Genomic DNA, 26,310 nt, shown 5'->3' with positions numbered 1-26,310 from the left:
AACTGCTGGTTCGATCGAGTAAGAGATCTGGGCAGTCAGGCTGGAGGAAAACGATAGTGGGAATGGCAATCGAGCGTTCCGCGCAACCATCGGCCCAATCGAGTGGGGACTATTACGAATCGCGTCCGTTTACCGAACTGTATGACGAGTATTTTGACCGGGTCAACCGTTATTTGCGATGCCGTGTTCAAAATACGTGGGATGCAGACGATTTGACCACAGTGGTATTTTTAAAAGCGCTGGAAAAATTTGAACAATACAGTCGAACAAGTCCGTTCGCTTCCTGGATCTTTCGCATCGCGCACAATACGTATGTCGATTTCGTGCGGAAGAACAGGGAAGTGCCGGTAGATCAGGAAGATTTGCTGGGAGCAGAACCGGACGACACGTGGCAGCCGGAGAGGCAGGCGTTGACGAAGGAAGAAATTCGCCTGCTTCGTGACCGGCTCGATTTGTTGTCCCAGGATCAGAAAGACGTTCTGATGCTCCGCTACTTTGCCGATCTCAAAATCAGTCAGGTGGCCGAAGTTTTGGGCAAAACGGAGTCGAGTATAAAGATGATCTCATACCGTGGATTGCAAAAACTGCAAAAGATGTACGAGAAGGGGGGATCCGAATGAAAGAGGAGGATCAATACCCCCACGACCACCCGGAAGAGCAGACGATCGTGTCGCTCTTGAGCCACTTGCAGCACATGCGGCGGGCTGTCCCGGTAAACTACCAGCTCAAGGCGGATCTGAAAAAGCAGCTGCTCCAACGCATGAGTGAGCTGGAGCTGCAGAACAGGAAGATGGATGGCATCGCCCCTCAAAGCAAACGAAAAAAATGGGCGCGTATCGTTGTCGCCGCCGTGGCCGCGGTTGTGGTCGCCGGCAGCTTGGTTTGCCTGCAAAAGGACGTGCTGACGGTCGAAGCGAAGGGATTGCTGGCACTGCCGGCCCATGCCACGGAAGAACAGGTCGACATCGATTCCACAGGCAATACGGTAGCGTACCTGGCTCCCCAGTCCGTCATCCGAACGCTTTCCCTGGAAGAGAAAAAGCCGTTGTCCATCGCGCTGCCGCCTACCAAGGGGGAGTATAAAGCCCTCGCCTGGGCCAACCATTCCAAGCAGGTCGCTGTGGTGGAGCAAACGGCTCAGCAGTCGCGCATCTGGATCGTGGATATCCCCGATCAGACGGGTACGAGCAGCAGCCGGCTGCTCAAAGAGGAGCAAGGGGTTATGTACCGCTCTCCGACATGGTCGCCAACCGATGACACCGTCGCTTACACCCGGATCAAAAACGGGGTGGAGGAGATCTGGATGAGCAGCACCGTCTCTTTTCAGGAGTGGAAGATGGCGGAAGGCTCGCAGCCGGCGTGGTCGCCGAGCGGCCGATTCCTCGCGTTCACCAAGGAGGGGAACGTGCAGATCCTGGAGCTTCGGACAGGAAAAATGAAAGTCTTGGGAAAAGGGTCCTGGCCATCGTGGAGCAGCGATTCGAACCTTACGTATACGACGCCAAACGGGCATCTGGCGGAAGCTGAGCTGGACGAAGATCGTCTGGTGGCGGTAAAGGAACGCGATTTGATGAGCCCGACGGACGATCAGATTGTACGTGGAAACTGGGCGTCTGATGGCACGCAACTGCTCCTGGTCCATCATGACAGACAGCCGGATTCATTGGTCATTTCCTTGGCGTCACGATAATGAGCGGAGGAACAAGCATGAGATGGAAACGGATGTTGCTTTTCGCTGTGACCTGGCTTCTGGTAACTGTTCAGCCGGTCTCGGCCGAGAGCAACATAGAAATAAACGTGGATGTGCCGCTTGGCGGCATCATGAAATACGAGGCGTGGACTCGTTTGGAAGTGAGCGTGGCAGCACAGGAGCAGCCTTTTCATGGATTTGTCGAGATGTCCAAAAAAAAGACGGCTCGGGGCACGCATGATTCCGCGCTGCGCCAGGAGGTGGAGCTTGGGTCGGGGAAGAGCGCGGTTCTTCACTTCGACATGCCGACACAGCTTCTCATGGACGAGTGGTTCATCCGTCTGACTGAAAATGGACAAGTCGTGAAGACGGAGAAGGTTCGACTGCCTTACCCGAAGGATGGGAAAACCATCGGAGTGTTGCACGAGTCTCCCAGCGCCTACCATTTTTTGGCGAAACAGCAGTCGCAGATCGCTCCAGGTACGACGTATTCGATCCAGAGTCTGCCTGTACAGGCGCTGCCGGAAGAATCATGGATCTATCAAAGCCTCGATGTGCTCGCGCTGGGAAGCAGGCAAGTGACTCAGCTCTCCGTATCGCAAGTTCACGCGATTGAGGCGTGGATCAAAACGGGAGGCGTATTGATTTTGTCGGCAGGTCCCGGCCAGGATGGGATCGTACAGACTTTCAAGGATGTGTTGCCCGTCCAAGCAGGACACAGCGGTCAAGTAGAGCTGAGGGATGCCCTGCGGCCGTACGCGGGGGAAAAAGCGATTCCTGAGGGGAAGATCGGCGTCTACAATCAGGAACTGCCGTTGTTCACGTCCAAAGAGGTGGGGCAAGGGCGCGTGCTTTTCGTCAATTACGACGTGGCAGCTGAGCCCTTGGCGTCCTGGCAATACAATTCGCAGCTCTGGCAAACGGTGCTGATGAGGCACGGGGCCCAGGAAGTCTTGGAAGACCAGACGTACTGGGATCAGATGACCCGGCCTTTTCTGGAGCTGAGCAAACAAATTCCCGGCGTGCATACCCCTGCCCCGCTATGGATGGTCGTTCTTTGGACAGGTTATGTGGTGCTGATCGCTCCATTGACGTATTACATCCTCAAGCGAAGAGATAAGCGCCAATGGGCATGGGGGATCATACCCGGTACAGCGATTCTCCTGACATTGGGCACGATTGGCATTGGCAAACCGCTCGTGGTCAAAGAAAGCGCCAGCTACGCTGTTTCCGAGGTAAAAATTGTCGATAAGCAGCTCGCCCAAACGAGAACGGCCTCTACTTTTTTGGCCGTCGATCAAGATCAGTATGACGTCAAGGTCAATCATTCTTTCGTGGCGCTTCCGCTGACTACTGGCAGAAACGACTACGAACCGACTGGGATCACAGCGGATGATACGCTTCTGTCTTATAAAAACGTTCCTTACCTCACGCCGAAGCAAGCCATCGGATTCGGCATGCTCACAGATGTGGGCCAGTACTCCGCTGACCTGACGGTTACGGGCGATCACTTGCAGGGAACCGTAAAAAACAGCACGAGCTTCCCGCTGGATGCCGCATACATCGAAATCGGCCTGCAGAGGATTCCGCTTGGGGCTCTGGCAAAAGGAGCGGAGAAGTCGGTGGACGTCAGGCTGGATCCGCTATTGATGCCACGGCAGCCGGAATCGGGCAAAAGAGAGACGGAACAGGAGCGGATCAAGGAGCTGCAGGAGAACGTCTTGTCATACGGACGCGGACACGAGGTGCGCATCGTGGGGATCAGCACGGAACCGCTGCAGCTCCTGACTATGCAGGAACCTCACCAGGCACATTATTGGAACGTGGTTCATCAATCGATCCGGCTGAAGCCGGATGGGCAAGGGATTGTCACGTATCCATACGGACTGTTGGATGTCTCTGTTCAGGAAACTTCAGGTGACGTCGATGCCAAATCAGCCTATTTGTGGGAGCTGGGCAGAGGAAGCATCACCTTCGAACTCAATGCGGACGACGCTCGACTCGATCTCGAGCGATTGATCGTACCGCTGGAGCATAGTTCGTTTCGACCGTTCCAGATTGAAATTTTCCGGCAAAAATACGGAAAGTGGACGTCGCTGGGGCGGGGCGAAAAGCTGGTGCTGGACAAGGGACAGCTGGAGGACACGCTTACACCCAGAGGGACGGTTTTGCTGCGTTTTTCTCATAGTGGAACACCTCGGTTGACACTGCCGACGCCATTCTTCCAGGTAGAAGGGAGGGAGCGGACATGGTGATCGAAACCGTCCACCTAGGGAAACGATACGGACAACTCGAGGCATTGACTGACTTGAACCTATCCATTGAACAAGGAAAAGTGTTCGGCTTTATCGGACCGAACGGCGCAGGCAAGTCGACGACGATGCTCATTCTGTCCACGCTGCTGGAGCAGACGGAAGGCGAAGCTTTTGTATGCGGGTACAATGTGAGGAAAGATCCGAAGGCCGTCCGACAGTCTCTCGGTTACATGCCGGACTTTTTCGGGGTGTACGACAATCTCACGGCGGTCGAATATTTGGAGTTTTACGCAGGAGCATTCAAGATCCCTGCCAGAAAGAGGCCCGCACTGGTCGCCGATTTGCTGGAGCTGGTCAATCTCTCGCACAAAGCCGACACGTATGTGGATTCCTTGTCCCGCGGAATGCAGCAGCGTCTTGGATTGGCGCGTTGCCTGGTTCATGACCCTTCCGTGCTGATTCTCGATGAGCCTGCTTCCGGTCTGGATCCGCGGGCCCGCATCGAGCTGAGAGAAATCATCAAGCAGCTCCGCGGCATGGGGAAAACGATCCTGATCAGCTCGCATATTTTGCCGGAACTGGCCGAACTGTGCGACGAGATCGGAGTGATCGAGCGGGGACGTTTGATCGCCTGCGGCTCGGTTCGAGAGGTGAGCCATCGCGATCGGGGCCACTGCTCCATGCAAGTGAAGGCCGTAGCGAATGAAGAGATCGCTGCCTTTGTCCTCGAGAGCTCCCCATTTGTGAGCCAGCTGGAGGAGTACGTCGATGGCTTCCGTTTCCGCTTCGACGGGACGGATTCGCAAAAGGCGGAACTGCTTCAGCAGCTCATCAGCGAGGGCGTTTCCGTGGTTTTTTTCGGAGAAGCCAAAGAGAATTTGGAAGATGTGTTCTTGGCCATCACGGAAGGAGTGGGTGGCTGATGGAAAGCTTTTTTTTCAACCCGATTCTCGTCAAGGAAATGAGAGAGCGGTTTCGCTCAAAAAAAACGTTCTGGATCCTCGCGCTCTACCTGCTTGTCATGGGCGGGATTCCGCTCGGTTTTTTGCTGATGGACCCGATACGGGCGGAAGCGCTCGGTGAAAATCGCAATCTGTTTCTGATTTCCGCTGCCATCCACTACGCAATGGTCTGTTTTGTAGCGCCTGCACTGACAGCAGGAGCGATCAGCGGGGAGCGGGAGCGGCAGACGCTGCACATTTTGCTTACGACTCAGCTATCTCCCGGGACGATCGTACTGAGCAAGCTGATCACCTCCCTGGCCTTTTCGTCGCTGTTGCTGGTAGCTTCCATGCCTTTGTACAGCATCGTCATTCTGTACGGCAGCGTATCTCCGGAACAGATGGCGCAGCTGGTGGTGTTTCTCGCGGTCAACGTCCTGTTTCTGGGGGCACTGGGGCTCTTTTGTTCCACCTGGATCAAACGAACATCGGTCAGCACCATCACCGCCTACGGTATTGCCTTCTTTTTTGTCGTGGGTACAGGACTGCTTTTTTGGTTTATCGGGGAGTCTCTCCAGCAAGCGTATCCCGAAATGTTTCCGGAAGCAGCGGTGTGGAATCTGCCTCAGCTGCAAATGCTGGCTGGCATCAATCCGGTCATCGTCCTCTTCGGCATTCTAGGTGAATCGCTTGCCGATGTCGATCAGATTGCGTTTTCCCCGTGGCTGTTTTTCTCTTGCTTCTACCTCGTGCTGACAGCTGTATTCGTAGGGTGGAGCTCCTATTTGCTGAGGCCGGTCCGCCGTAAATGGGTGAGTTGGAAGAAACGCCCGAATCATGTACAATAAGGACGTGTGAAAAGGGAGGTAATGTCGTGGGCGATCAAGAGGTACAAATCATCGACTTTGAAGAAATGCTGCGTTTTATTGAAAAACGTCTCGCTTCAGCCGGTACGTACGTCAAACGGGAAGCAATCATCACCATTTTGCAGGCGGAAGAAGCGTTCCTGCTGGAAAAAGGTGTATTGCAAGAGATGAGCGAGTAACCAAAGACAACCTGCCGGACGGTGGGTTGTTTTTTTTTTGTACAGACGCGGCTCCGCCCAAAAGGCATGGCGCAGCCAGGCTTTCTAATCACAACGGTTGCAGGGCATCCTGAAAAAGAGGGAATAGACAGAAAACGGTGAATTGTTTTCCCATAGACGCGCGACTAAAGAGGTGCATGCTGTTTGCAAATTCACTATGTGGGGCAATCGACGAATTCGCCAAGGCAAGGACCATTTCAAGCTGTGGAAAACGTACATAACCATGTTTTTGCTTATACCCAGGATCAGAACGGCGACCTCATCGCGATCATGTCGGAAGGAAAACTGGCGCACGAGTTTGGGTTGACTACCGATGCCGTCAAAGGAAAAAGGATTCAGGATGTGCTTCACCTCGAGAGGGTGGGTGCACTGCTCTTAGCCTATCACCAAGCCTGGCAGGGCAAAGCGATGGAAGTGGAGTCGACCATCGGAGATCGCACGTTTTGGACCACACTCTCTCCCATTTATTCAGGAGGTGTGGTCAGGGAAGTATTCGGAACCACGACGGAAATTACCGAGCGGAAGCAAATGGAGCTGCAACTCTTGGAGACGGAGGAACTGTACCGCAGTCTCGTCGAAGACACGCTCGTGGGAGTCTATATTGCCTATGTGGAAGAGGCGGGATTCGTTTACGTCAATCCCCGTCTGGCAGACATCTTCGGCTATACCCAAGAAGAAATGGTCAAGCTGACAGCCGCTGACCTGGTGGTTCCGGAAGAGCGGGAGGTGGTTCTCACCCACCAGGAGCGCCGTACAAAGGGCGATCGGTCGAACATCCGGCAGCAATTCCGCGGATTGTGCAAAAATATGAGCGTGATCGATGTGGAAGTCGTGCAAAAGACGACGACATACAAAGGGAAGCCCGCCGTGATCGGGATTCTGCAGGACGTGACAGAACGCAAGCAGGCGGAGGAAATGGTACGAAAGTCTGAATTGCTTTCCGTGGTCGGCCAGATGGCGGCAGGGGTCGCCCATGAAATCCGCAATCCGCTGACGTCGCTTAAAGGCTTTGTCCAGCTTCTGCAATCGGATGCGAACGGCAACGAAGAGTATTTCCGAATTATGCTTTCGGAGCTGAATCGCATCGAATTCATCATCAGCGAGTTTCTGGTGCTGGCCAAGCCGCAAGTCGTTTTCTACCAGAGACGGGAGATCCGGCCCTTGCTCGATGACATCATCATGCTGGCAAGGACCCAGGCGATTATGCACAACATCGAGATCGTGACGCTCTGCCCCCCTCAGCTTCCGGCGGTCATGTGCGACGAGAATCAGCTCAAGCAGGTCTTTCTCAATCTGATGAAAAATGCGATCGAATCGATGCCGGACGGCGGAGTGGTGACGGTTGCTGCGAGACAGGAGGGTGGCAGGCTCCACATCTGTTTCACCGACCAGGGCTGCGGAATTCCGGAGGAGCTGCTGGACAGGCTGGGAGAGCCGTTTTTTACCACCAAAAAAGCGGGAACAGGTCTAGGATTGATGGTGAGCTACAAGATCGTGGCCCAGCATGGCGGTGATATCAAGGTGAACAGCAGGATCGGAGAAGGCACATCGTTCGAGGTGCAGCTCCCGACCTGATCATGTTGTTCGCCTGTTTGCTTCCGCCGGAAAAAAACGGTATGATGGATACGAGTACCAATAACATCGTAAGGACGTGAACTCATTGACGGAAGAAAACAAAGACCTGGAACTGGGCGATATCATTACCCTGGATGACGAAAATGGAGAACCGTTGGGGGATTTTGAAGTAATCGCATTGTTCGACCTGAACGGTAAAGAATATATTGCCTTGACGGAAGCGCTTGAAGATGAGGAAAGCGAAGAAGAACTGGACGAAGAAGTGGATATTTTCGTGTTCCAAGTAGATGGCGGAGAAATGGTGCCTCTGGAAGAAGGCGAAGAGAGCGTCGTTTACGCAAAGCTGAATGAAGTCCTCGAAGGCATCGAACTGATCAAGGAAGACTGATTGCTTCCTCCTGCAAGACAAAGCCACCGCTTGGCATCCGCCAGGCAGTGGCTTTCGGCATTCTTGGGGTCAATCGTTCATCTTGATGATGTTGTCTTTCAGATCCCGCACGACAAGCAGACACGTGTAGTCGGTCTCTTGCAGCTCACGGACAAGCGAAGAGCATTCGTCTTTTGTCAGCCCGAGCTTTTCTAAGCGGGTGCGGAGTTCTTCAGCGCCGTTGTCAAAAAAATGGGCCTTGCTGTCGATGTCCCCTTTCGCGCTTTCGAAATGGGTGCTGTATTTATAAAAATTGTTCCGTTGATTGGAGTGATTTTTATCGGGATTCCACTTCAGGACCCAAATGTCATCCTTGTGGTAACCCGATGAGTTCAACGCTTGAATATCCGAAACGAGTTCACCGTCGTACCGATGGAATTTCACAAACGGCTTCGTTGCACTAATCACTCTTGATCCCCCCTTGTTCGCCTCAGGTATCGATGCCTTACTAGGTTGCCCAGCGGCTCAAGCGGGATGAATGGAAAAACTTGTGCTTTCTCTTTGACCTTTCTTTGCCAGAAATGCTAAACTTATATCTGCAAACTTTAGCGAAATCGGCCATCTCGCACGGGCGAGGTGGCTTTTTTGCTCCGATAGGATTTCCAGAGCGGGGATTGTCATATCCCGTATGCTTTCCCGTGCGAGTGCGCGAGACGAAGAGGCTTTGGAAAAGAAAGCGATACCATCTTTAGGCGAAAGCCTTTGCTCAACTAGGTGGCAAACGCCAAGTTTCAAGCTCATTTGGACGCCAGGATTGAATACATTGGGAATCATACGGTACAATAGCGATTAAGTGTTCGCTTTTTTGGGCACCCGAATGGAGAACAGGTATTTTGGCAATTTGGCCATCTTCTCAAGAAGGTAACCAGCTTCTTCGAGAGCACTTCGGTGAACAGAAGATTTTTGGGAAGTTGCTGAATGTAGAGGGGAGAACTCGATTGAAGGAAACAGACACACTCCATACGTTGACGTATACCGAAGAAGATATTCAGGTCCTCGAGGGCTTGATTGCCGTTCGCAAACGGCCAGGCATGTACATAGGCTCCACGGGCAGCAGAGGGCTGCATCATCTCCTGTGGGAGATCGTGGACAACGCGAAGGATGAGGCGCTGGCAGGCGTTAACGATACGATCATTGTCACGCTGTACAAGGACGGCAGTGTGAGCGTGGAAGACCACGGCCGGGGAATTCCGACCGGCATGCACAAAACAGGGCGTCCGGTACCGGAAGTGATATTTACGACCTTGCACGCAGGCGGCAAGTTTGGCGGAGGCGGGTACAAAAAAAGCGGTGGCTTGCACGGAGTAGGCTCCAGTGTCGTTGTCGCCCTGTCCAGATGGCTGGAAGTCGAGATTCACCGCGAAGGGAAAATACATAAGCAGCGGTTCGAATACGTGGTGGATGGAAAAGGAGTCGAGCACGTCGGGAAGCCGGTTACGGACCTCGAAATCGTCGGAAACACGAAGCGAACAGGGACAACGGTCCGTTTTCTGCCAGACGAAGCGGTATTTGGCAACGCCCGTTTCGACTATGAAACGATCCGCGACCGTTTCCGCGAAACCGCTTTTTTGTTGAAAAAGCTGAAGATGGTGCTGATTGACGAGCGCGGCCCCGAAAAGAAGCGCGATGAATTTTACTTCGAGGACGGCCTGAAGTCGTACGTCGCCTATTTGAACGAAGGAAAAAATACGCTCCATCCCATCGTCTACTTCGAGGGGGAGAAGGACAATGTCTACGTCGAGCTGGCTTTTCAATATAACGACGGCTACGCGGAAACGCTCGTCTCGTACGTAAACTCGATCGTGACGAGTGACGGCGGGACGCATGTCACGGGCTTCCGCAACGGCACGACCCGAATCTTCAACGAATTTGCCCGGAAAAAAGGGTATTTGAAAGACAAGGACCCCAACCTCACGGGAAACGATCTGCGCGAAGGCTTCCTCGGCGTGCTGTCACTGCAAATGGCGGACGTCCAGTTCGAGTCGCAGACGAAGGACAAGCTGGGGAATGAAGAAGCGCGGACCATCGTCGAACAGATCGTGTCCGAGAAGCTGGGATTCTTTCTGGAGGAAAATCCGGAGATCGGCAAGCTGCTCATCGACAAAGCGGTGCGTTCCGCGGAAATTCGCGAGGAGCTGAGAAAGCAGCGGGAAGCGCTGCGCGGCGACAAGAAAGGCAAAACGGCCAAAAAGCGCAAGTCCATTTCCGAGAAGTTCACGCCGCCGCAATACAAGGACTCAAAGCGCAATGAGCTGTTCCTCGTCGAGGGGGACTCTGCGGGCGGATCCGCCAAGCAGGCGCGCAACTCCGAGTTTCAGGCTCTGTTCAGCCTGCGCGGAAAGCCGCTCAACACGGAAAAGGCAAAGCTCTCCGAAGTCCTGGCGAACGAAGAGTTCCGCACCATTCTGGAAGTGCTGGAGACGGATATCGGCGAAGAGTTTTCCATCGAAAACTGCGCCTTTGACAAAGTCATCATCATGTCCGACGCGGACGTGGACGGTTCTCATATTCAAACCTTGCTGCTGACGTTCTTCTTCCGCTACATGCGCCCGATGATTGCGGCGGGACACCTGTACATCGCCCAGCCGCCGCTTTATCAGGTGAGGAAGCAGGCGAAAGGAAGCAAGCAGCCGGAATCCATCTACTGCTGGAACGACCAGGAGCTGGAGCAGGCGTTGAAGCAGGCAGGCCGCGGAGCGGAAGTGCAGCGGTACAAAGGTTTGGGCGAGATGAACGCCGACCAGCTGTGGGAGACGACCATGAACCCCGAGACGCGAAAGCTGATCAAAGTGCAGCTCGAAGACCTGGCTCATTCGGAGAAGCTCGTCACCGTGCTGATGGGCGACAAAGTTCCCCCGAGACGCGAATGGATCGAAAGCCATGTCACCTTTGAAATGGGGGAGGATGAATAAGCATGCTGTCCAATCAAATTATCGAGCAAAGCTTTGCAGAAATCATGGGCAAGCGCTTTGGCGACTACGCCAACCTGGTCATCCTGTCCCGGGCCATTCCGGATGCCAGGGATGGACTCAAGCCGGTTCAGCGCCGCATTTTGTACGCGATGTACGAAGAAGGCAACACGAATGACAAGCCGTATCGCAAATCTGCGAAGACCGTCGGGTTTGTGATGGGGACATACCACCCGCACGGCGACACGGCCATCTATGAAACGATGGTACGGATGGCGCAATGGTGGAAAATGCGCCACGTCCTGATTCAGGGGCATGGGAACTTCGGCAGCCTGGACGCCGATCCGCCGGCGGCGATGCGCTATACGGAGTCCCGCCTGTCTGCGCTGGCAAACGAAATGACGCGCGATATCGAAAAAGATACGGTCACCTTTATCCCGAACTACGACAACTCGGCTCAGCAGCCTGCCGTTTTGCCATCGCGCTTTCCGAACCTGCTGGTAAACGGCGCATCGGGAATTGCCGTCGGGTTTGCCACAGACATCCCGACCCACAATCTGGGCGAGATCATAGACGCTGCTGTCGCCCAGATGAAGAATCCGCAGATAACGCTGGATCAGCTGATGACGTATGTAAAAGGCCCGGACTTTCCGACAGGCGCCATCGTTCAGGGCATTTCCGGCATCCGCAAGGCGTTTGAAACCGGGCGGGGCCAGTTTATCATTCGAGCGAAGACCCACATCGAGGAGCCGAAGGGCGGCAAGATCAAAAAGATCGTGATTTCCGAGCTTCCGTACGAAGTCGTCAAATCCAAGCTGGTGGGACAAATCGACGAGCTCGTGATGGAGCGGAAAATTGAGGGTGCTATCGCCGTCCGCGACGAAACCGGACGAAAAGAGGCGGAGCAGAAAAAAGTCCGAATCGTCATCGACATTCGCAAAGAGGCGGAAGAGCAGGCCATTCTCAACTACCTGTTCAAAAATACCGATCTGCAAATCTATTACAACTACAACATGAACGTGATCCACGAGGGAACGATCAAGCAATTGGGCCTCAAGGAGCTGCTCGGTGCTTACATCGACCATCAGAAAGAGGTTGTCACCCGTCGTTCCCAGTTCGATCTCGATAAAAAACAGAATCGGGAGCACATCGTTCAGGGTCTGATCCGCGCGAAATCCATTTTGCGCGAAATCGTGGAGACGATCATGGATTCCGAGGATCGAGCCGATGCAAAGCGCAACATCATGGAGAAGTACGGCTTTACCGATTTGCAGGCCGACGCGATTCTGGCCATTCAGCTCGCGTCCCTGACTCGCCTCGACATCGTCAAACTGGAGAAGGAATTGGCCGCTTTGGCGAAAGACATCGAAGAGCTCAAATCGATTCTGGCCAGCGAGAAAAAGCTGATCCAGGTGATCACGGGCGAACTGAACGAGATCAAGAAAAAGTACGCGGAGCCCCGTCTGACGGAGATTCAGGGCGAGATCGAGGAAATCAAGATCGACATTGCGATGCAGATCAATGCGGAAGATTGCATCGTGACGCTCACGAACGAAGGGTACATCAAGCGGACGAGCCCGCGCTCCTTCAAGTCGATGGGCGGTACCATCGAGACGTGCGGGGTAAAAGATGGGGACAGAGTCCGTCACTTCGTCGAGACCAACACATCGCACACGGCTCTGTTCTTTACCCAGGACGGAAAATATTTCGCGACGCTGGTGAATTCCTTCCCGGACGACAAGTGGAAGGATATCGGCTCCGCGCTCGTGAACGTAATTCCTCTGGAAAAACAGCAGAAGATCGTCGGCTTCGCGATCGTGGAGAGCTTCAAACAGCCGCTGTACGTGTATCACGTCAGCCGCTCGGGGCTGATCAAGAAGACGGCGCTCTCCGAATACGAGACGAATCGTTCGAATGCGCTGGTAGCTGCCAAGCTCAAGACTGATGACGATGAGTTCATTACGGCATTTCTGGGAGACGACGAAGGCTGCGTGCTGGGAGCGACACGCGATGGCATGGGAATTCGTTTTCCGCGAAACGAGGTCAGCCCGACCGGACGTGCTTCGAGTGGGGTTAAAGCCATTTCGCTGGCGGAAGGGGATGAGGTCATCGCCATGCTGCCGGTGGAAGCGGAGGATGCCCGGGCGTTCAGCTTGCTGACGACTGAAGGGGTAGTGAAACGGACGATCATTGCAGATATCCCGCTCCAAGGCCGGGCCGGAAAAGGCGTGCAATTGATCCGCAAGCGCAAAAACAACCCGCATCAACTGATCGCGATCAGCATCGATGAAACGATGTACGCGTGGACGCAGCATAGCGAGTGGAGTCTCGTTGCGACAGAGCAGGTGAACGTGAACGAGCAAGGCGGTATCGGCCGCTCCGTTGTGGAGGGCGGCGTGAAGGCTGTCGCTTTCGAAACCGTCTTGCCGACAGAGGAAGGGAAAGAGGAACCGTCTGGGAAAGGCTCTAGTGACGGCGCGGCTTCCTCCGCATCGAAGTCTTCAGAGGATCGGTACGGGCTCTTTGATGGCCACTCTGACGATGGGAAGGAGTGATACGGAAATGGCCCAAGCATTTGAACCGTTTGTTTCGCAATTGAGCTGGCAGCAAGTATCGCTTCTGCTGGATACGGTCCAATATTTCGAAGAAGCTCCGAAATGGCTGTCCATCCCAAGCGAACAGGGAGCGAGCGTACCCGTGCCGCTGACGGCGGACACCTTGCGGGCAATGCTCAGCCGCCTGCAGGAAGACGATGCCCATGCACGCGTGCCGTTTTCCCTGATGTGGGAGGATGGTGCAGAAGAAGGCATCGGCGTCCTCGTCGTGCATTTGCCTGATGGAGATACGGTGCGCCAAGAGACCATTCTCTCGCAGTTTTCTCCCGTATAAGCAAGACAGACTGGCAGCCCTGCGGTTGGGAATCACCGCAAGGCTGCCTTGTTTTCTTGGGTGAAGCTGTCATGGAAATGAGCAGACCCAAGGCTACACTAGGATCGAGCAAGCTAGAGAAAGAAGGTTTCAAGAATGGAGCGCATTTTGGCAATCAGCGATATTCACGGGGAACTGGAAAAGTGGGAATCGCTCTTGGCACAGGTGAAGTACGACCCAGCCAAGGATCAATTGATTCTGTTGGGAGACTACGTCGATCGCGGACCTTCCTCCAAAGGTGTACTGGAGAAAGTCATGCAGCTGCATGAAAAAGGGGCGATCGTCCTGTTGGGGAATCACGATCATATGATGATCAAGTCGTTTGAGCAGGATCCGGTGTTTATCGAGCGATGGTTTCGCAACGGGGGACAGAAGACACTCGCCAGCTACGGGCATCCGGCAAGCGAGCTTGCGAACGGTGCGCCGGAATCGTTGGAGCTGTCGCCGATACTGGAAGAACACATCGCTTTTTTGCGAAGGCTGAACTGCTACTACGAGACGGACGATTATATTTTTGTCCACGGTGGCGTACATCCGACGACCCCGGTTTGTGACACCGATCCGTATACGCTGATGTGGATCCGAAGCGAGTTTCACGATGGCTACCAAGGCGAAAAGACCGTTGTTTTCGGTCATACGCCGACGGAAAATTTCCATGGCGAAGGCAATCACGATGTTTATTTCGGCAGCAACAACATCATCGGAATTGATGGCGGCGCCGTTTTCGGCGGACGGCTGAACTGTCTGGAACTGCCGAGCAAAAAAGTCTATTCGGTGTAACCGAATAGACAAGGGGCGATCCCTGGTCGAGAGAGGCCTGGGGATCGCCCTTTGTCATGCCCACCACATTTCCTGCAGCGGCTCGCGAATCAGCACCTGCTGAAGGTGCCGCACAGCCCGGCCGAACCCTTCCTCGACAGACATCAATCCGTCTTCATGCTCGATGCTGACGACGTAATCATAGCCGACCAGTCGCAGGGCGCTCATGATGTCCGCCCACGTCTTGAGATCGTGCCCGTACCCCACCGTCCGGAATTGCCAAGCCCGTCCCAGCATGTTGGTGTAAGGCTGGGTATCCGTCACGCCGTGCATGGGCAGATTCATCGGGTCCATGGCGGTGTCTTTCGCATGAAAATGGTGGATGGCTCCTTCCCGCCCGAGAATGCGGATCGCTCCCACCGGATCGATGCCCTGCCACCACAGATGGCTCGGGTCGAGATTGGCCCCGATAGCTTCTCCCGCTCGTTCTCTAAGCCGCAGGAGCGTGCCGGGGGAATGGACGGAAAAGCCGCCGTGCAGCTCCAGGCCGATTTTGACCTGACGGGACTGTGCCAGCTGGGCGATCCTCGTCCAATACGGATAAACCTTTTCGTTCCATTGCCAGGCGAGCAGTTCCTGAAAGTCGTGGGGCCAGGGGACAACCGGCCAGTTCGGATAGCGTGCGTCATCAGAATCGCCGGGACAACCGGAAAACGTGTTGACGACGGGTACCTCGAGCAGCTCGGCCAATTGCATCGTCTTTTGTAGGAGCGCATCTGCCTCCTGGGCGATCCGTCTCTGGGGGTGGAGCGGGTTGCCGTGGCAACTGAGAGCACTGATACGCAGTCCCCTGGAGCAGACGGCGTCCAAGAGGCTTTTCCGCATCGCGCTGCTGGCCAAGAGCTCATCAAGCGGACAATGCGCGTCGCCGGGAAATCCGCCCGTTCCCAGCTCTACGGCGGAGAGGCCATGGGCGGCGACGGTATCCAGCATCTCTTCCAGCGGTTTTTGGGAGAAGAGGACGGTGAAAACTCCCAACTGCATGAAGAACACCTCCCGAGTCTATGAAATGAAATCGATTACATGAACCATAGTAGAGCACCTTTATTAGAATCGTCAATATCATAAAAATATTCGAAATTATTGTTGACAGCTAGTAGTCCCCTCCGCTACAGTAATTTTGTAATCGATTACAAATTGAAGGGAAAACCAAGACTCATGGCAACCATTCAAGAAGTAGCGAAGGAAGCGGGAGTCTCTGTTGCTACCGTATCCCGCGTATTGAATCATCATGCTTCGGTGTCCCCAAAGACGAGAGCAAAAGTCGAAGAGGTCATCGAGCGGCTCCAGTACAATCCCAACATGCTCGGACGCAACCTCCGCTGTGCGGAAAGCCGGATGCTGCTCGTCCTTGTCCCCAGTATTTCCAACCCATTCTACTCCAAAATCGTCCAGGGCATCGAAGACATCGCCAGGCGCCACCAGTACAATACGCTGCTTTGCACGACAGACTCCGATGTGGAGAGGGAAAACGTCTATCTGGACCTTTTGCGCAACCGCATGGCAGATGGCGTCATCTCGATGGATCCTGCCGTCGACCTGGCTCATATCAGGCAGCTCGGCGATGAGTATCCGGTCATCCAGTGCTGCGAGTACAGTGAAGTGGACGAAACGCCCTACGTGTCCATCGACAATCAGACGGCGGCTTACAAGGCCGTGAAGCACCTTTTGACGATGGGGCACAGGAAGGTGGCGATCATCAACTCGGACGAGCGTTTTCTGTACGCAAGGCTTCGCAAGGAAGGGTATTTGCGGGCACTTTCAGAGTTCGGCATACCTGCAGAGGATCGCTATATCCTTCATACCGATCTGCATTTTGAGAGCGGTCATCGCGCGATGAAGTCGCTTTTGGCCCAGGAAGGCCGCCCGACAGCCGTCTTTGCGGTGTCTGACACCCTCGCGATCGGCGCGCTGCGGAGCATCAAGGAAGCGGGACTGAAAGTGCCAGACGACATCGCTGTAGTCGGCTTTGACAACATTCCGTTTGCGAGCATGATGAATCCGAGTTTGACGACAGTAGCCCAGCCGATGTACGAAATGGGCTGCGAGGCGGCCCGGATGCTGATCAAGCGCATCGCGTCGCCGCAGGAGAGGGTTGAAAGCATTGTCATGGACTATGAACTGATTATCCGCGAGTCGACCATGGGCTGACCGGAAGATGTGGGAAAGGGCTTTTCCCGGATTTCTTGCAACCGCTTCCAACGTGGGCAAGCTGATCCGGGTTATCCATTCATACCATAAGGGGGAGAGTACATGAAACGTTTGGGGAGATGGGCCGCCTTCGCCTTGGCCGGTTTGCTGGCGCTGGCTGGATGCAGCGGCGGAGGGAGTTCGTCCGGGGGACAATCCGGGCAAGCGCCGCAGGGAGGCGGGAGTGCTCCGGCGGAAAAAGTAATCGGGATGTCTTTCCCGGCGGCCGACCACGGTTGGCTGGGAGCTGTCATCAAAAATGCGGAGGACGAAGCGAAAGCGGAAGGTCTCAAGTACGTGATCACCACGGCAGCTGATCCGAACAAGCAAACCAACGATATTGAAGATTTGATCTCCAAAAAGGTCTCCGCCATCGTCATGCTGCCGATCGAGTCCGCAGCGATGACGCCTGTCGCCAAGAAGGTGAAGGAAGCGGGCATCCCGCTGATCGTCGTGGACCGCGAGCTGGAAAGCGACGATTTCACGGCGCTCGTCAAAGGGGACAACAAGGGCATCGGAACACATGCGGGCCAATATTTGGCCGACAAGCTGGGCGGAAAAGGCAAGATCGTGGAAATCATCGGTGTGCCGAGCTCTGTCACGACGATGCGCAGCGATGGGTTCCGCGAAGCGATCAAAGATCACCCCGACATGCAGATCATTGTCAGTCAGTCTGGAGACTTCCAGAAGGAAAAGTCTTTGAATGTTATGCAGAATATTCTGCAATCTCAGCCGCAGATTGATGCCGTGTACACGCACGACGACGAGATGGCGCTGGGCGTGCTGCAGGCGATCAAGGAGGCGAAGCGAACAGACATCAAGGTAGTGACAGGGGCGGGCGGCCACAAGGATATTTACAAGCTGATCAAGGACAACGATCCGCTGATGCAGGCGACTTTCACCTACTCCCCTTTGATGGTCAAGGATGCGGTGAAGCTCGCAGCGGAGATCGTGGGCGGCAAGACCCCGGCGGAAAAGGTCAAGATGCTGGAAGCGACGCCGATCACGAAGGACAACATCGACAAGTTCTACGATCCGAACGCGAACTATTAAGCGCGAGGCATGCCTGAATGCGAAGAGGACGGCAGTGGATGGGATCAATCGTCCGAGAATGGCCGTCCTTTCTTCTAGGCATCAAAGCGGTTGGCAGGAGGAGCTCATGACGGAAAACGTACTGGTCATGAAGGGGATCCACAAAGCATTCAATGGAGTCCCGGTATTAAAAGGAGTGGACTTCTCCCTGCAAAAAGGGGAAATCCACGCGCTGCTGGGGGAAAACGGAGCGGGGAAGTCCACGCTGATGAACATCCTCGGAGGGGTCCTGCAGCCGGACGCAGGCGAAATGTACATCGAGGGACAGCGCACCCGCATGACAGACCCCAGAGCTTCCAAACAGGCGGGCATCCGTTTTATACACCAGGAGCTGAATGTCGTCGCAGACTTGACTGTCTATGAAAACATTTTTCTGGGAGCGGAATGGACGGATCGTTTTGGCTTCCTGCGCGTGGAAGACATGTGCAGGCGAACGGAAGAGCTGCTGAGTATGATGGGGGCATCTCTTCATCCGAAAACGCTCGTTCGCGATTTGGAACCGTCGTTCAAGCAAATGGTCGAGATCGCTAAAGCTTTGTTGACCGACGCCAAGCTGATCATCATGGATGAGCCGACAACAGCGCTCACCAACTACGAAATCGAACATCTCATGGACACGATGCGTACGCTGCGGGACAGCGGCGTCAGCATCATCTACATTTCGCACAAGCTGAAAGAGGTGCTTAGCGTCTGTGACCGCTACACGGTGCTTCGGGACGGGCAACTGGCAGGTACGGGGCGCGTGGCGGACACAGACGAGGAAGAGCTGACCCGCCTGATGGTTGGAAAAACAATCGACAGCACACAGCGGAATGGCTCCGGTCGGACGGAAGAAGTCTGTCTCGAGGTCAAGGGCCTAAGCAGCGGCAAATGGTTTCAAAACGTTGCGTTCACGGCCATGAAAGGAGAAGTCCTCGGATTTACGGGGCTTGCGGGTGACGGGCGTACGGAATTGTTCGAGGCCATCTTCGGGTGCCGCCCGTACGAAGGAGAAATACGCGTCAATGGACAAGTACGCAAGCTGACCCACCCTCGCCAAGCCTTGCAGGCAGGTATCGGTCTCGTACCCAAAAACCGCAAGGAAAACGCCATTATCAAGGACATGAGCATTTTGGAAAATTTGAGTTTGGCGTCTCTCTCGCAATTTGAACGAAATGGGTTGATCGACGGAAAACAGGAAGAGGCGGCGTATGAAAGGTATCGCCAAATGCTCTCGATCAAAGCGGTAGATCCGTACGCCCCCATCGTCAGTTTGAGCGGAGGGAACCAGCAAAAGGTCGTGCTGGCGAAATGGCTCCAGGCCGACCCGGACATCCTGATTTTCGACAATCCGACGCAAGGCATCGATGTGGGGGCCAAGAGCGAAATCTATCAGCTCATCGGGGAACTGGCGAGTCAAGGGAAGGCGATCATCGTCCTGTCTTCGGAGCTGCCGGAAATCTTGCGGCTGTGCGACCGGGTCATGGTGATGTACCAGGGGGAAATCGCTGCGACGCTGTTGCGCCAGCAGATGAACGAAGAGTCGATCATGCTCTATGCGACAGGCGCAAGAAACGCTGTAGCGAATCCGGTGCATGGTTGAACAGCTAAAATGGAAGTGGAACAAACGTAGTTGATACAAACGGATTCAGAAAAAAGGAGGATCAAGCCGTATGATAAACACGCCACCGACAGCCAAGGAAACGGGTGTTGCCTCGTGGAGAGCGCGCGGACATGCGGTCTGGTCGGAGTACAGCGTCGTCGTCGCTTTCGTGGCGATATTTCTGATCGCCTCTCTCGTGAACAGCCATTTCGCAAGCCTGGATAATTTCGCGAATATTTTGCGGCAGGTTTCGATCATCGGGATCATTTCGCTGGGCATGACGGTCGTGATGCTATCCGGGGGGATCGATTTGTCGGTAGGTGCGGTGCTCGCGCTTCTGGGCGCCCTCTCTGTCAGTGTCCTCAATGCGACGCAAAGCGTGCTTCTGGCCCTTTTGGCGGCATTGCTCGCCGGAGCCGGTGTGGGCGCTCTGAATGGCCTCATGGTGACGAGGGGGAAGATTCCCTCCTTCATCGCCACGCTGGGAATGATGGCATCCGCGAGATCGATCGTGCTCTACTTCGCAGAAGGCGGCAGCTTGTCGGGGAAAGCTGAAGCGTACACCGCCATCGCCAACACGGAGTGGCTGGGGCTTTCGGTACCGGTTTATATCTTTCTCGCCATGACGCTGCTTGTGTACGTTCTCATGCACAAGACCCGCTTTGGCCGCTACGTGTATGCCATTGGAAGCAACGAGAAGGCAGCGCTATTGTCGACGATCCGCGTAAATGGCGTCAAAATGGGCGTGTACATGCTGTGCAGCACGTTCGTTGCATTGGCGGCGGTCGTCGAGTCGTCGCGCCTGAACTCGATTTCCTCGGCCAGCTCAGGGCTTTCCTACGAGCTCGACGCGATCGCCGCTGTCATCATCGGCGGGACGCGGATGTCGGGAGGACGGGGAAAGGTAGTCGGGACGTTTTTCGGCGTGTTGATCCTCGGTGTGCTGAACAACATGCTGAACCTGATGAATATTTCCCCGTATTTGCAAGGCCTGGTGAAAGGGCTGATCATCATTATCGCGGTCCTGTTGCAAAAGAAGGAACAGCAATAGGCACGCATACTGGAGGTATGACCATGACAATCAGGGTGGGAATCATCGGCTGCGGCTCGATCGCAAACCAGCGTCATGCACCGGAGTACGCCGACAATCCGCATGTGACACTGACCCACGTCTACGACCCCAATCCGGACCGGGCGAAACGGCTGGCCGAGCGCTTCGGCGGCCAGGTGGCGGCGAGCTGGGAGGAGATCGTCGATCATCCCGAGGTAGATGCCATCAGCGACTGCTCGACCAATGAAATGCACCAGATCATTACGACACGGGCGCTGCGGGCGGGCAAGCACGTCCTGTGCGAGAAGCCGATTGCGACGACGCTGGAAGGAGCGAAGAGTATCGTAGCAGCGGCCGCAGAAGCAGGTACTGTGCTGATGATCGATCACAATCAGCGGTTGGTCGCCGCCCATCAGCTGGCACGCAAGATCGTGGAGGATGGAGAACTGGGCAAAATTCTCTCGTTTAAAACGACCTTTGGCCATAAAGGTCCCGAGTATTGGAGCATCAACGCTTCCAACTCGACATGGTTTTTCAAGAAGAGCCGCTCCGCACTGGGAGTCGCCGGAGATTTGGGAATCCATAAGGTCGATCTGCTGCGCTATTTACTGAATGAAGACATCATCGAAGTGAGCGCATTTGCGGGGGCCCTGGACAAAAAGGATGAAAACGGACAACCGATCGAGGTGTGCGACAACATGGTGTGCCTCCTGCGCACGCAGTCAGGAGCTATCGGGACCGCTGCCTTTAGCTGGAGCTATTACGGTGACGAAGACAACAGCACGGTCTTGTACGGGGAAAAAGGCGTTTTGAAAATCTTCGCCGATCCGGATGCGGCCCTTCAATTGATGACCTCTGCCGGAGAGCAGCGAAGCTATAACGTCGGCGCCATTCAGACGAATGACAATCAGACAAGCAGCGGTGTCATTGACGCCTTCGTCGAAGCGATCCGGATGAAAGAACGACCCCCTGTGACTGGCGAGGATGGGGTTCGCGCACTGGAGATCATACAGGCAGCCATCCGTTCGGCGGAGACGGGGAAAACCGTGTCGGTTCTTCCTAATCATGGATAAAGAGGGGGCGGATCGGTCACACTATGGCGGGAGGTGTGACCACGTTGGAACGAAACATGAACGTTAACGGCAGAGAGTACAACTTTGCCACCACGTATGACGGGGATTCGCAGTACAATGTGCAAGTGCGGAGCGGTAACAAAGTGGTGACGATGTTCAAAATAGCGGCTGACTCGGAGAGCGATGTGTTCGATGCCGCTGTTGCCCATTTCTCGGCAGACATCGAGATGGGCAACATCCGCGTTTGAGCATGAAGAATACCAGGAACGCAGCCTCAGCTATCGGGGCTGCGGTTTCTTTTCGTTTGCTATCGGGAAGAAGGACGTTGCAAATCCGGGAGAGAAGTGGTAAAGTAGCAATGTTTCCAAGGACACCAAAAGGGGCTGTACAAGAAAGTGGATCTCAAGCAGAAAGTCTGGAATCAATGGATCTTGATGCTGCACAAGCAAGAGGATCGGAGCAAACGGCGCGAATCCTTGCTTCTGGAGCAAATCAAGAAAAGCATGCCTGACTATGAAGGCGGTTTGAACCTTTCGATTACGGAGCTGCATGTCATACAGGCGATTGGTTCGCAGGAAAAAATGAATGTGACCTCTATCGCCAAGGAAATCGGCGTGACGAAGAGCGCCATATCCAAAATTACGGGCAAACTGCTGAAGAAAGAGCTGATCGAGCGCTATCAATTGGAAGACAACCAAAAAGAAGTGTTTTTTCGTTTGGCACCCGGCGGTGAGTCAGTGTTTGCGTTTCACGAGCGCTTTCACACACGCTTAGAGCGTCATATGCGCGAATTTTTGGGAAGGTATTCGGAAGCGGAGCTGGAGTTTTTGGAAAAAGTCATCCGCGAAGCGGCGATCGAATTGGAAAAGACGATGCCAGATCTATAATTTTCTTGTCTTCTCTAGTCATTTTTTATACCATGATTGTTTCCTTGGACACAAAACGTAAAATGAGAGGGGAAACTGGCGTGAACCCGAACAAGATCTTGTATTTGCTAGGGGCATCGATATTGGTGGGGACGTTTGCCCAAAATTTGTTTATGCCGATCCTGCCTTCTATGCAGGAAGAATTTCACACGACGGCGACGATTATCAACTGGACGGTGTCCGTCTTTACCATTGCCCTCGCGATCATGCAGGTCGTGTATGGGCCGCTGATCGACCAGTACGGGCGGCGCAAGGTATTGATTCCGGCCCTCGTTTTATATGTGCTCGCCTCTGTCGGCTGCTATCTCGTACAATCCATTGAATCGCTGCTATTTTTCCGGGCGCTGCAGGGCATCGGATTCGCGGCCATTCCCATCGTGGCTGCGACCGTGATCGGCGACGTTTTCACCGGAGTCAAACGAGCGGAGGCGATGGGAACGTACCAGATGATGCTGGGAATTGGCCCGGCGATCGGCCCGCTTCTCGGAGGCTGGATCGGAGGGGCAGGAGGGCATAGTGCCGTTTTCTTGTTCCTTGCCATCAGCGCCTTGTGTCTTCTGGGAGCCAATTCCTTCTGGCTACCCGAGACGAGAAACGAGCAAACGGCAGCAAAAAGGTTTGGGCTGGGAGCATTCCGGAATGTTCTCCTTCAGCCTTTGGGAGCCTCCGTCATTTTGACCGGCTTCACCCAGATGTTTGCCTACCATGCGTTTCTCCTCTTTTTGCCCGTGCAGCTGACACATCTATACCATTGGTCTGCGTCGCAGATCGGCCTCATGTACCTGCTCATCTCCGGCCTGTTTGTGGTCAGCAGCAAGCTCTCCGGGCGGCTGCAGCGGCGAGTGGGAACCCGGAGGTCATTGGTGCTTACAGCATGCGGTCATGCTGCGGCGACGTTTTTGTTCATGGCGGTGACGGACCTCTCGCTGCCCTCGATGATTGTTGCCAGCGCCCTGTTCGGATTCTCACTGGGAATCGGCATGCCCGTGCATACCACGCTGCTCTCCGAAGTGTTTGAGCAAGAGAGGGGCACCGCCATCGGTGTGTACAACTTCATTCGTTACTTCGGGATGGCAGCGGGCCCTGTCGGTGGAGCGGCCCTGTACAGCTTCGGGGGGAGCTGGCTTGAATTCGGCGTGGCAGGAGCGGTGATTGCCTGCGCAGGAGTGTTTGCGAACAGACAGATCCGAAAAGAGCAAAAATCGTCCGTTCAGGCGGCGTAAAACAGACGCGCTTCTTTTCTTGATCCGCCAAATATGCTACAACAGGAGAGATAGAATGGATCGGGAGGAGCATAACCGACATGCAGCATCAAGAAGAACGAGATCCGATGAAAATGATAGAAGAGTTGCGCAATCAGCCGACGGCGGGAACCGAATGGACCGAAGGCGAATGGATCACCCTGCTGCGGCAAATTGAGCAGCAGCGCACTGTGAATCCGGATAACCCTGCCCTGGATCCGGCAGAATCGATCGTACTTACGCGGATGGCCGAGCTGCGGATGGGCAAAAAGGGTGGGGAGACATTGGCGGAGGAATGGCTGAGAAGGGCGGAAGTACTGGATCCAGCCAACCGGCAGGCGTTCCAGCTTCATATCCGGATCTATTTTGCGAAGCTGCGGGAGCATGTACTCGCCGATGCCTTCCCGGCGATACGCGAGACCGACAACGTCGTTACCCGCAGAAGGACGGTGGAGGTCTTGTCGGCTCTTGCCGCATCAGAGCTGGCAGATATCGGAAACTGGCGGGGAATGGCCGCCGAGGCGACGACCATCGCGCAAACACTGGGGGACAGCAATCAGCTGCAAGCGGCGTTGGCGGTCGAACAGCTCTACGCGGAGCGAGAGAGGCTTTTGCATGAATTGACCGAGCGGGTCCAAGCCTACGCCGGTTCGCTGTCCGGCGTCTTTTTCTCGACCGAGCTGCTTACCCAGCTCCAGGAGACGATCCGTGCCCTTTCCCGTCAGCATGAGCAAAAGGCGCTGCTATTGCCTGCTCCTCCATCAGAGGAGAAAAAAGCAGACACTGACTGCGAGTGGAGCGCCCTGGAGCAGCTGGAAGAACTGATCGGGCTGTCTGAGATCAAACACCGCGTGCGGCAGTTCGCCCAGTTTTTGCAATACAGCCGTCAGCGGGAAGAAAAGGGGTGGCACATGCAGGATCAGCTGCCGCTGCATGTGGTTCTCATGGGCAACCCAGGGACGGGGAAAACCACGCTGGCGCGGCTCCTCGCCCGTTTGTACCACGAGCTGGGCCTGCTGCAGCGGGGCCAAATGATCGAAGTAGATCGCTCTCACCTGGTCGGTGCTTACGTCGGCCAGACCGAGCAGCGGGTCATGGAGGCGGTCAAGCAGGCGGACGGAGGCGTCTTGTTCATCGATGAGGCATATAGTCTGAAGCGTCCGGACAGCTCCGGGAGCGACTACGGACAGGTCGCGATCGACACGCTGGTCGCAGCGATGACCAGCGGTGAGTATGCAGGGCGATTCGTCGTCATTCTGGCTGGCTACCCCGAGGAAATGCGCCATTTCCTGCAGGCAAATCCCGGACTATACAGCCGGTTCCCGGAAACCGGTCACTTCCTCTTGCCCAATTACACGCCGGACGAGCTGCTGCAAATCGCCGAACACGTGGCCAGCCGCAACGACTTCTCCTTGACTGCTCCTGCCAAGCATGCCTTGCGGAAGAGGATCGAAAAAGCGCAGGTGGACGACACCTTCGGCAATGCTCGAACCGTCACGAATATCGTTCTGGACGCGATTTTCGCGAAAGGAAGGGCGACGGCTGGCAGAGAACTGCACTGGGAGGATTACACCGTCCTGTCTCCGGAAGATGTGGCCGAGGAAGAGACGGCTGCGGAAGGCCCGTCCGCTTCGCAGCGTCTGGAGAGGCTGATCGGACTGGATCAGGTCAAAGCGGAATTGAAGAAGATTGCCGCCTTCGTCGATGTGCAGCAAGAGCGGGGTGCCCGCAACTTGCCCACAAGTCCGGTCGAACTGCACGCCGTTTTTACCGGCAATCCGGGGACGGGCAAGACGACGGTCGCTGCGTTGTACGCCCAGATTTTACGAGAGATCGGCTACCTGAAGCGAGGACATCTGGTGCAGGCGAGCCGAGCAGACCTCGTGGCAGGCTACGTCGGGCAAACCGCTGCACTCACCCGGAGAAAGGTGCGGGAAGCGCTGGGGGGCGTCCTCTTTATCGATGAGGCATACGCCTTGCTCAGCCATGGCGACAATGATTTCGGACAAGAAGCCATCCATACGCTTGTGGAAGAGATGACGAGACACGAGGAGAACCTGGTCGTCGTACTAGCCGGGTATCCGCTTGAGATGAGCCAGCTTTTGACGAGCAATCCCGGCCTATTGTCCCGGTTTAAAAAATACATTCCATTCCCCGATTATTCGGTGGATGACCTGATCCTGATTCTGGAGGAGGCAGCCAAGGATGCCGGATATGTGCTGGCATCGGGCGTTTCGGACAGGATCAAGCAGAAGCTGCAGGAAGTGACAGCGTTGCAGTCATTGGAAGGCAATGCACGGTTTAGCCGCAACCTGCTTTCGGAAGCGATGCAGCAGCAGGCCATACGTTTGACGGCGGTCCCCAAGCAAGAATGGACCCGGGAAATGTTGACGACGCTCGAGTGGGCAGACTTTTCGCCGCTGCTTGACTGGAAGCGGGAAGAGAAGAGGACGGAGACATGATTTTTGTCTCATTCCTCTATCTTCCCGCTCTTTTTTTCTTTTCACTCTATCCCGTATAATGGAAA

Annotated in this window: 23 protein-coding genes; 21 read left to right on the top strand and 2 right to left on the bottom strand. The window is 55.0% G+C overall.

Annotation, left to right across the window (positions count from 1 at the left end):
* The first annotated feature begins 62 nt into the window (after window positions 1-62).
* The 8 genes from RGB73_RS16735 to RGB73_RS16700 all read left to right on the top strand — a co-directional run bounded on the left by RGB73_RS16735 (window position 63) and on the right by RGB73_RS16700 (window position 7,933).
* Complete coding sequence (locus RGB73_RS16735; RefSeq protein WP_396136221.1) at window positions 63-620, top strand: RNA polymerase sigma factor; 558 nt, start codon at window positions 63-65, stop codon at window positions 618-620.
* Window positions 617-1,690: a TolB family protein gene (locus tag RGB73_RS16730; RefSeq protein WP_310763754.1), complete on the top strand. Its 1,074-nt coding sequence runs from the start codon at window positions 617-619 to the stop codon at window positions 1,688-1,690. Before RGB73_RS16735 ends, RGB73_RS16730 begins: the two co-directional genes overlap by 4 nt.
* A 17-nt stretch (window positions 1,691-1,707) precedes the next feature.
* Entirely contained in the window at window positions 1,708-3,945 is a 2,238-nt protein-coding gene (locus RGB73_RS16725) for a hypothetical protein (RefSeq protein ID WP_310763753.1), read from the top strand.
* Window positions 3,939-4,868 (top strand): ABC transporter ATP-binding protein, encoded by a 930-nt coding sequence (locus RGB73_RS16720; protein ID WP_310763751.1) that lies wholly within the window; start codon window positions 3,939-3,941, stop codon window positions 4,866-4,868. The genes RGB73_RS16725 and RGB73_RS16720 overlap by 7 nt, the downstream gene beginning before the upstream one ends.
* The gene (locus RGB73_RS16715) at window positions 4,868-5,734 is read left to right on the top strand and encodes an ABC transporter permease (RefSeq protein WP_310763749.1); all 867 of its coding nucleotides are present in this window, start codon (window positions 4,868-4,870) and stop codon (window positions 5,732-5,734) included. Before RGB73_RS16720 ends, RGB73_RS16715 begins: the two co-directional genes overlap by 1 nt.
* Before the next feature lie 26 nt (window positions 5,735-5,760).
* Window positions 5,761-5,931, top strand: coding sequence for a hypothetical protein (locus tag RGB73_RS16710; RefSeq protein WP_310763748.1), 171 nt, complete (start codon window positions 5,761-5,763; stop codon window positions 5,929-5,931).
* Window positions 5,932-6,114: 183 nt separating this feature from the next.
* Window positions 6,115-7,545 carry a PAS domain S-box protein gene (locus RGB73_RS16705; protein WP_310763746.1) on the top strand — a complete coding sequence of 477 codons (1,431 nt, stop codon included), beginning with the start codon at window positions 6,115-6,117 and terminating at the stop codon, window positions 7,543-7,545.
* Window positions 7,546-7,630: 85 nt separating this feature from the next.
* Window positions 7,631-7,933 (top strand): DUF1292 domain-containing protein, encoded by a 303-nt coding sequence (locus RGB73_RS16700; RefSeq protein ID WP_310763744.1) that lies wholly within the window; start codon window positions 7,631-7,633, stop codon window positions 7,931-7,933.
* A 69-nt stretch (window positions 7,934-8,002) separates the two neighbouring features.
* Here RGB73_RS16700 and RGB73_RS16695 read toward each other — a convergent pair whose 3' ends face one another.
* On the bottom strand, window positions 8,003-8,380 hold the full coding sequence (locus RGB73_RS16695; protein WP_310763742.1) for a YflT domain-containing protein: 378 nt from the start codon (window positions 8,378-8,380) through the stop codon (window positions 8,003-8,005).
* A gap of 530 nt (window positions 8,381-8,910) precedes the next feature.
* Between RGB73_RS16695 and RGB73_RS16690 the strand changes: the two genes are divergently transcribed.
* The 4 genes from RGB73_RS16690 to RGB73_RS16675 all read left to right on the top strand — a co-directional run bounded on the left by RGB73_RS16690 (window position 8,911) and on the right by RGB73_RS16675 (window position 14,589).
* Window positions 8,911-10,884, top strand: a complete 1,974-nt coding sequence (locus RGB73_RS16690; protein WP_310763739.1) for a DNA gyrase/topoisomerase IV subunit B — start codon at window positions 8,911-8,913, stop codon at window positions 10,882-10,884.
* Between the two features lie 2 nt (window positions 10,885-10,886).
* Complete coding sequence (parC, locus tag RGB73_RS16685; protein ID WP_310763737.1) at window positions 10,887-13,436, top strand: DNA topoisomerase IV subunit A; 2,550 nt, start codon at window positions 10,887-10,889, stop codon at window positions 13,434-13,436.
* A gap of 7 nt (window positions 13,437-13,443) precedes the next feature.
* Window positions 13,444-13,770 (top strand): hypothetical protein, encoded by a 327-nt coding sequence (locus RGB73_RS16680; protein WP_310763734.1) that lies wholly within the window; start codon window positions 13,444-13,446, stop codon window positions 13,768-13,770.
* 135 nt (window positions 13,771-13,905) lie between these two features.
* Window positions 13,906-14,589 (top strand): metallophosphoesterase family protein, encoded by a 684-nt coding sequence (locus tag RGB73_RS16675; protein ID WP_310763733.1) that lies wholly within the window; start codon window positions 13,906-13,908, stop codon window positions 14,587-14,589.
* Window positions 14,590-14,643: 54 nt separating this feature from the next.
* Here the strand turns inward: RGB73_RS16675 and RGB73_RS16670 are convergent, their stop codons facing one another.
* Window positions 14,644-15,612: a sugar phosphate isomerase/epimerase family protein gene (locus tag RGB73_RS16670; protein ID WP_310763731.1), complete on the bottom strand. Its 969-nt coding sequence runs from the start codon at window positions 15,610-15,612 to the stop codon at window positions 14,644-14,646.
* Between the two features lie 174 nt (window positions 15,613-15,786).
* Here RGB73_RS16670 and RGB73_RS16665 point away from each other — a divergent pair, with 174 nt between their 5' ends.
* The 9 genes from RGB73_RS16665 to RGB73_RS16625 all read left to right on the top strand — a co-directional run bounded on the left by RGB73_RS16665 (window position 15,787) and on the right by RGB73_RS16625 (window position 26,245).
* Window positions 15,787-16,779 (top strand): LacI family DNA-binding transcriptional regulator, encoded by a 993-nt coding sequence (locus RGB73_RS16665; RefSeq protein WP_310763730.1) that lies wholly within the window; start codon window positions 15,787-15,789, stop codon window positions 16,777-16,779.
* A 102-nt stretch (window positions 16,780-16,881) separates the two neighbouring features.
* A complete protein-coding gene (locus tag RGB73_RS16660; protein ID WP_310763727.1) occupies window positions 16,882-17,871 on the top strand; it encodes a substrate-binding domain-containing protein in 990 nt (329 codons plus the stop codon).
* A gap of 106 nt (window positions 17,872-17,977) precedes the next feature.
* Window positions 17,978-19,492 carry a sugar ABC transporter ATP-binding protein gene (locus RGB73_RS16655; RefSeq protein WP_310763725.1) on the top strand — a complete coding sequence of 505 codons (1,515 nt, stop codon included), beginning with the start codon at window positions 17,978-17,980 and terminating at the stop codon, window positions 19,490-19,492.
* Between the two features lie 70 nt (window positions 19,493-19,562).
* On the top strand, window positions 19,563-20,543 hold the full coding sequence (locus RGB73_RS16650) for an ABC transporter permease (protein ID WP_310763722.1): 981 nt from the start codon (window positions 19,563-19,565) through the stop codon (window positions 20,541-20,543).
* Window positions 20,544-20,566: 23 nt separating this feature from the next.
* A complete protein-coding gene (locus tag RGB73_RS16645) occupies window positions 20,567-21,616 on the top strand; it encodes a Gfo/Idh/MocA family protein (RefSeq protein ID WP_310763720.1) in 1,050 nt (349 codons plus the stop codon).
* A gap of 44 nt (window positions 21,617-21,660) precedes the next feature.
* Window positions 21,661-21,864 (top strand): hypothetical protein, encoded by a 204-nt coding sequence (locus RGB73_RS16640; RefSeq protein WP_310763718.1) that lies wholly within the window; start codon window positions 21,661-21,663, stop codon window positions 21,862-21,864.
* A gap of 147 nt (window positions 21,865-22,011) precedes the next feature.
* Window positions 22,012-22,503: a MarR family transcriptional regulator gene (locus RGB73_RS16635; RefSeq protein ID WP_310763716.1), complete on the top strand. Its 492-nt coding sequence runs from the start codon at window positions 22,012-22,014 to the stop codon at window positions 22,501-22,503.
* Between the two features lie 80 nt (window positions 22,504-22,583).
* The gene (locus RGB73_RS16630; protein WP_310763715.1) at window positions 22,584-23,765 is read left to right on the top strand and encodes an MFS transporter; all 1,182 of its coding nucleotides are present in this window, start codon (window positions 22,584-22,586) and stop codon (window positions 23,763-23,765) included.
* 80 nt (window positions 23,766-23,845) lie between these two features.
* Window positions 23,846-26,245 (top strand): AAA family ATPase, encoded by a 2,400-nt coding sequence (locus tag RGB73_RS16625; RefSeq protein WP_310763713.1) that lies wholly within the window; start codon window positions 23,846-23,848, stop codon window positions 26,243-26,245.
* The last annotated feature ends 65 nt before the right edge of the window (window positions 26,246-26,310 follow it).

Origin of the sequence: Brevibacillus brevis, from assembly GCF_031583145.1 — a bacterium.
Lineage (GTDB): Bacteria > Bacillota > Bacilli > Brevibacillales > Brevibacillaceae > Brevibacillus > Brevibacillus brevis_E.
The sequence above is the reverse complement of the archived record's forward strand: the minus strand, read 5'-3'. Positions and strand labels throughout refer to the sequence as shown.

Excerpts from the sequence above, each read along its gene's own strand:
- RGB73_RS16735 (WP_396136221.1), top strand. The coding sequence starts at position 63 with ATGGCAATCGAGCGTTCCGCGCAACCATCGGCCCAATCGAGTGGGGAC.
- RGB73_RS16730 (WP_310763754.1), top strand. The coding sequence starts at position 617 with ATGAAAGAGGAGGATCAATACCCCCACGACCACCCGGAAGAGCAGACG.
- RGB73_RS16725 (WP_310763753.1), top strand. The coding sequence starts at position 1,708 with ATGAGATGGAAACGGATGTTGCTTTTCGCTGTGACCTGGCTTCTGGTA.
- RGB73_RS16720 (WP_310763751.1), top strand. The coding sequence starts at position 3,939 with ATGGTGATCGAAACCGTCCACCTAGGGAAACGATACGGACAACTCGAG.
- RGB73_RS16715 (WP_310763749.1), top strand. The coding sequence starts at position 4,868 with ATGGAAAGCTTTTTTTTCAACCCGATTCTCGTCAAGGAAATGAGAGAG.
- parC (WP_310763737.1), top strand. The coding sequence starts at position 10,887 with ATGCTGTCCAATCAAATTATCGAGCAAAGCTTTGCAGAAATCATGGGC.
- RGB73_RS16680 (WP_310763734.1), top strand. The coding sequence starts at position 13,444 with ATGGCCCAAGCATTTGAACCGTTTGTTTCGCAATTGAGCTGGCAGCAA.
- RGB73_RS16675 (WP_310763733.1), top strand. The coding sequence starts at position 13,906 with ATGGAGCGCATTTTGGCAATCAGCGATATTCACGGGGAACTGGAAAAG.
- RGB73_RS16670 (WP_310763731.1), bottom strand. The coding sequence starts at position 15,612 with ATGCAGTTGGGAGTTTTCACCGTCCTCTTCTCCCAAAAACCGCTGGAA.
- RGB73_RS16665 (WP_310763730.1), top strand. The coding sequence starts at position 15,787 with ATGGCAACCATTCAAGAAGTAGCGAAGGAAGCGGGAGTCTCTGTTGCT.
- RGB73_RS16660 (WP_310763727.1), top strand. The coding sequence starts at position 16,882 with ATGAAACGTTTGGGGAGATGGGCCGCCTTCGCCTTGGCCGGTTTGCTG.
- RGB73_RS16655 (WP_310763725.1), top strand. The coding sequence starts at position 17,978 with ATGACGGAAAACGTACTGGTCATGAAGGGGATCCACAAAGCATTCAAT.
- RGB73_RS16650 (WP_310763722.1), top strand. The coding sequence starts at position 19,563 with ATGATAAACACGCCACCGACAGCCAAGGAAACGGGTGTTGCCTCGTGG.
- RGB73_RS16645 (WP_310763720.1), top strand. The coding sequence starts at position 20,567 with ATGACAATCAGGGTGGGAATCATCGGCTGCGGCTCGATCGCAAACCAG.
- RGB73_RS16625 (WP_310763713.1), top strand. The coding sequence starts at position 23,846 with ATGCAGCATCAAGAAGAACGAGATCCGATGAAAATGATAGAAGAGTTG.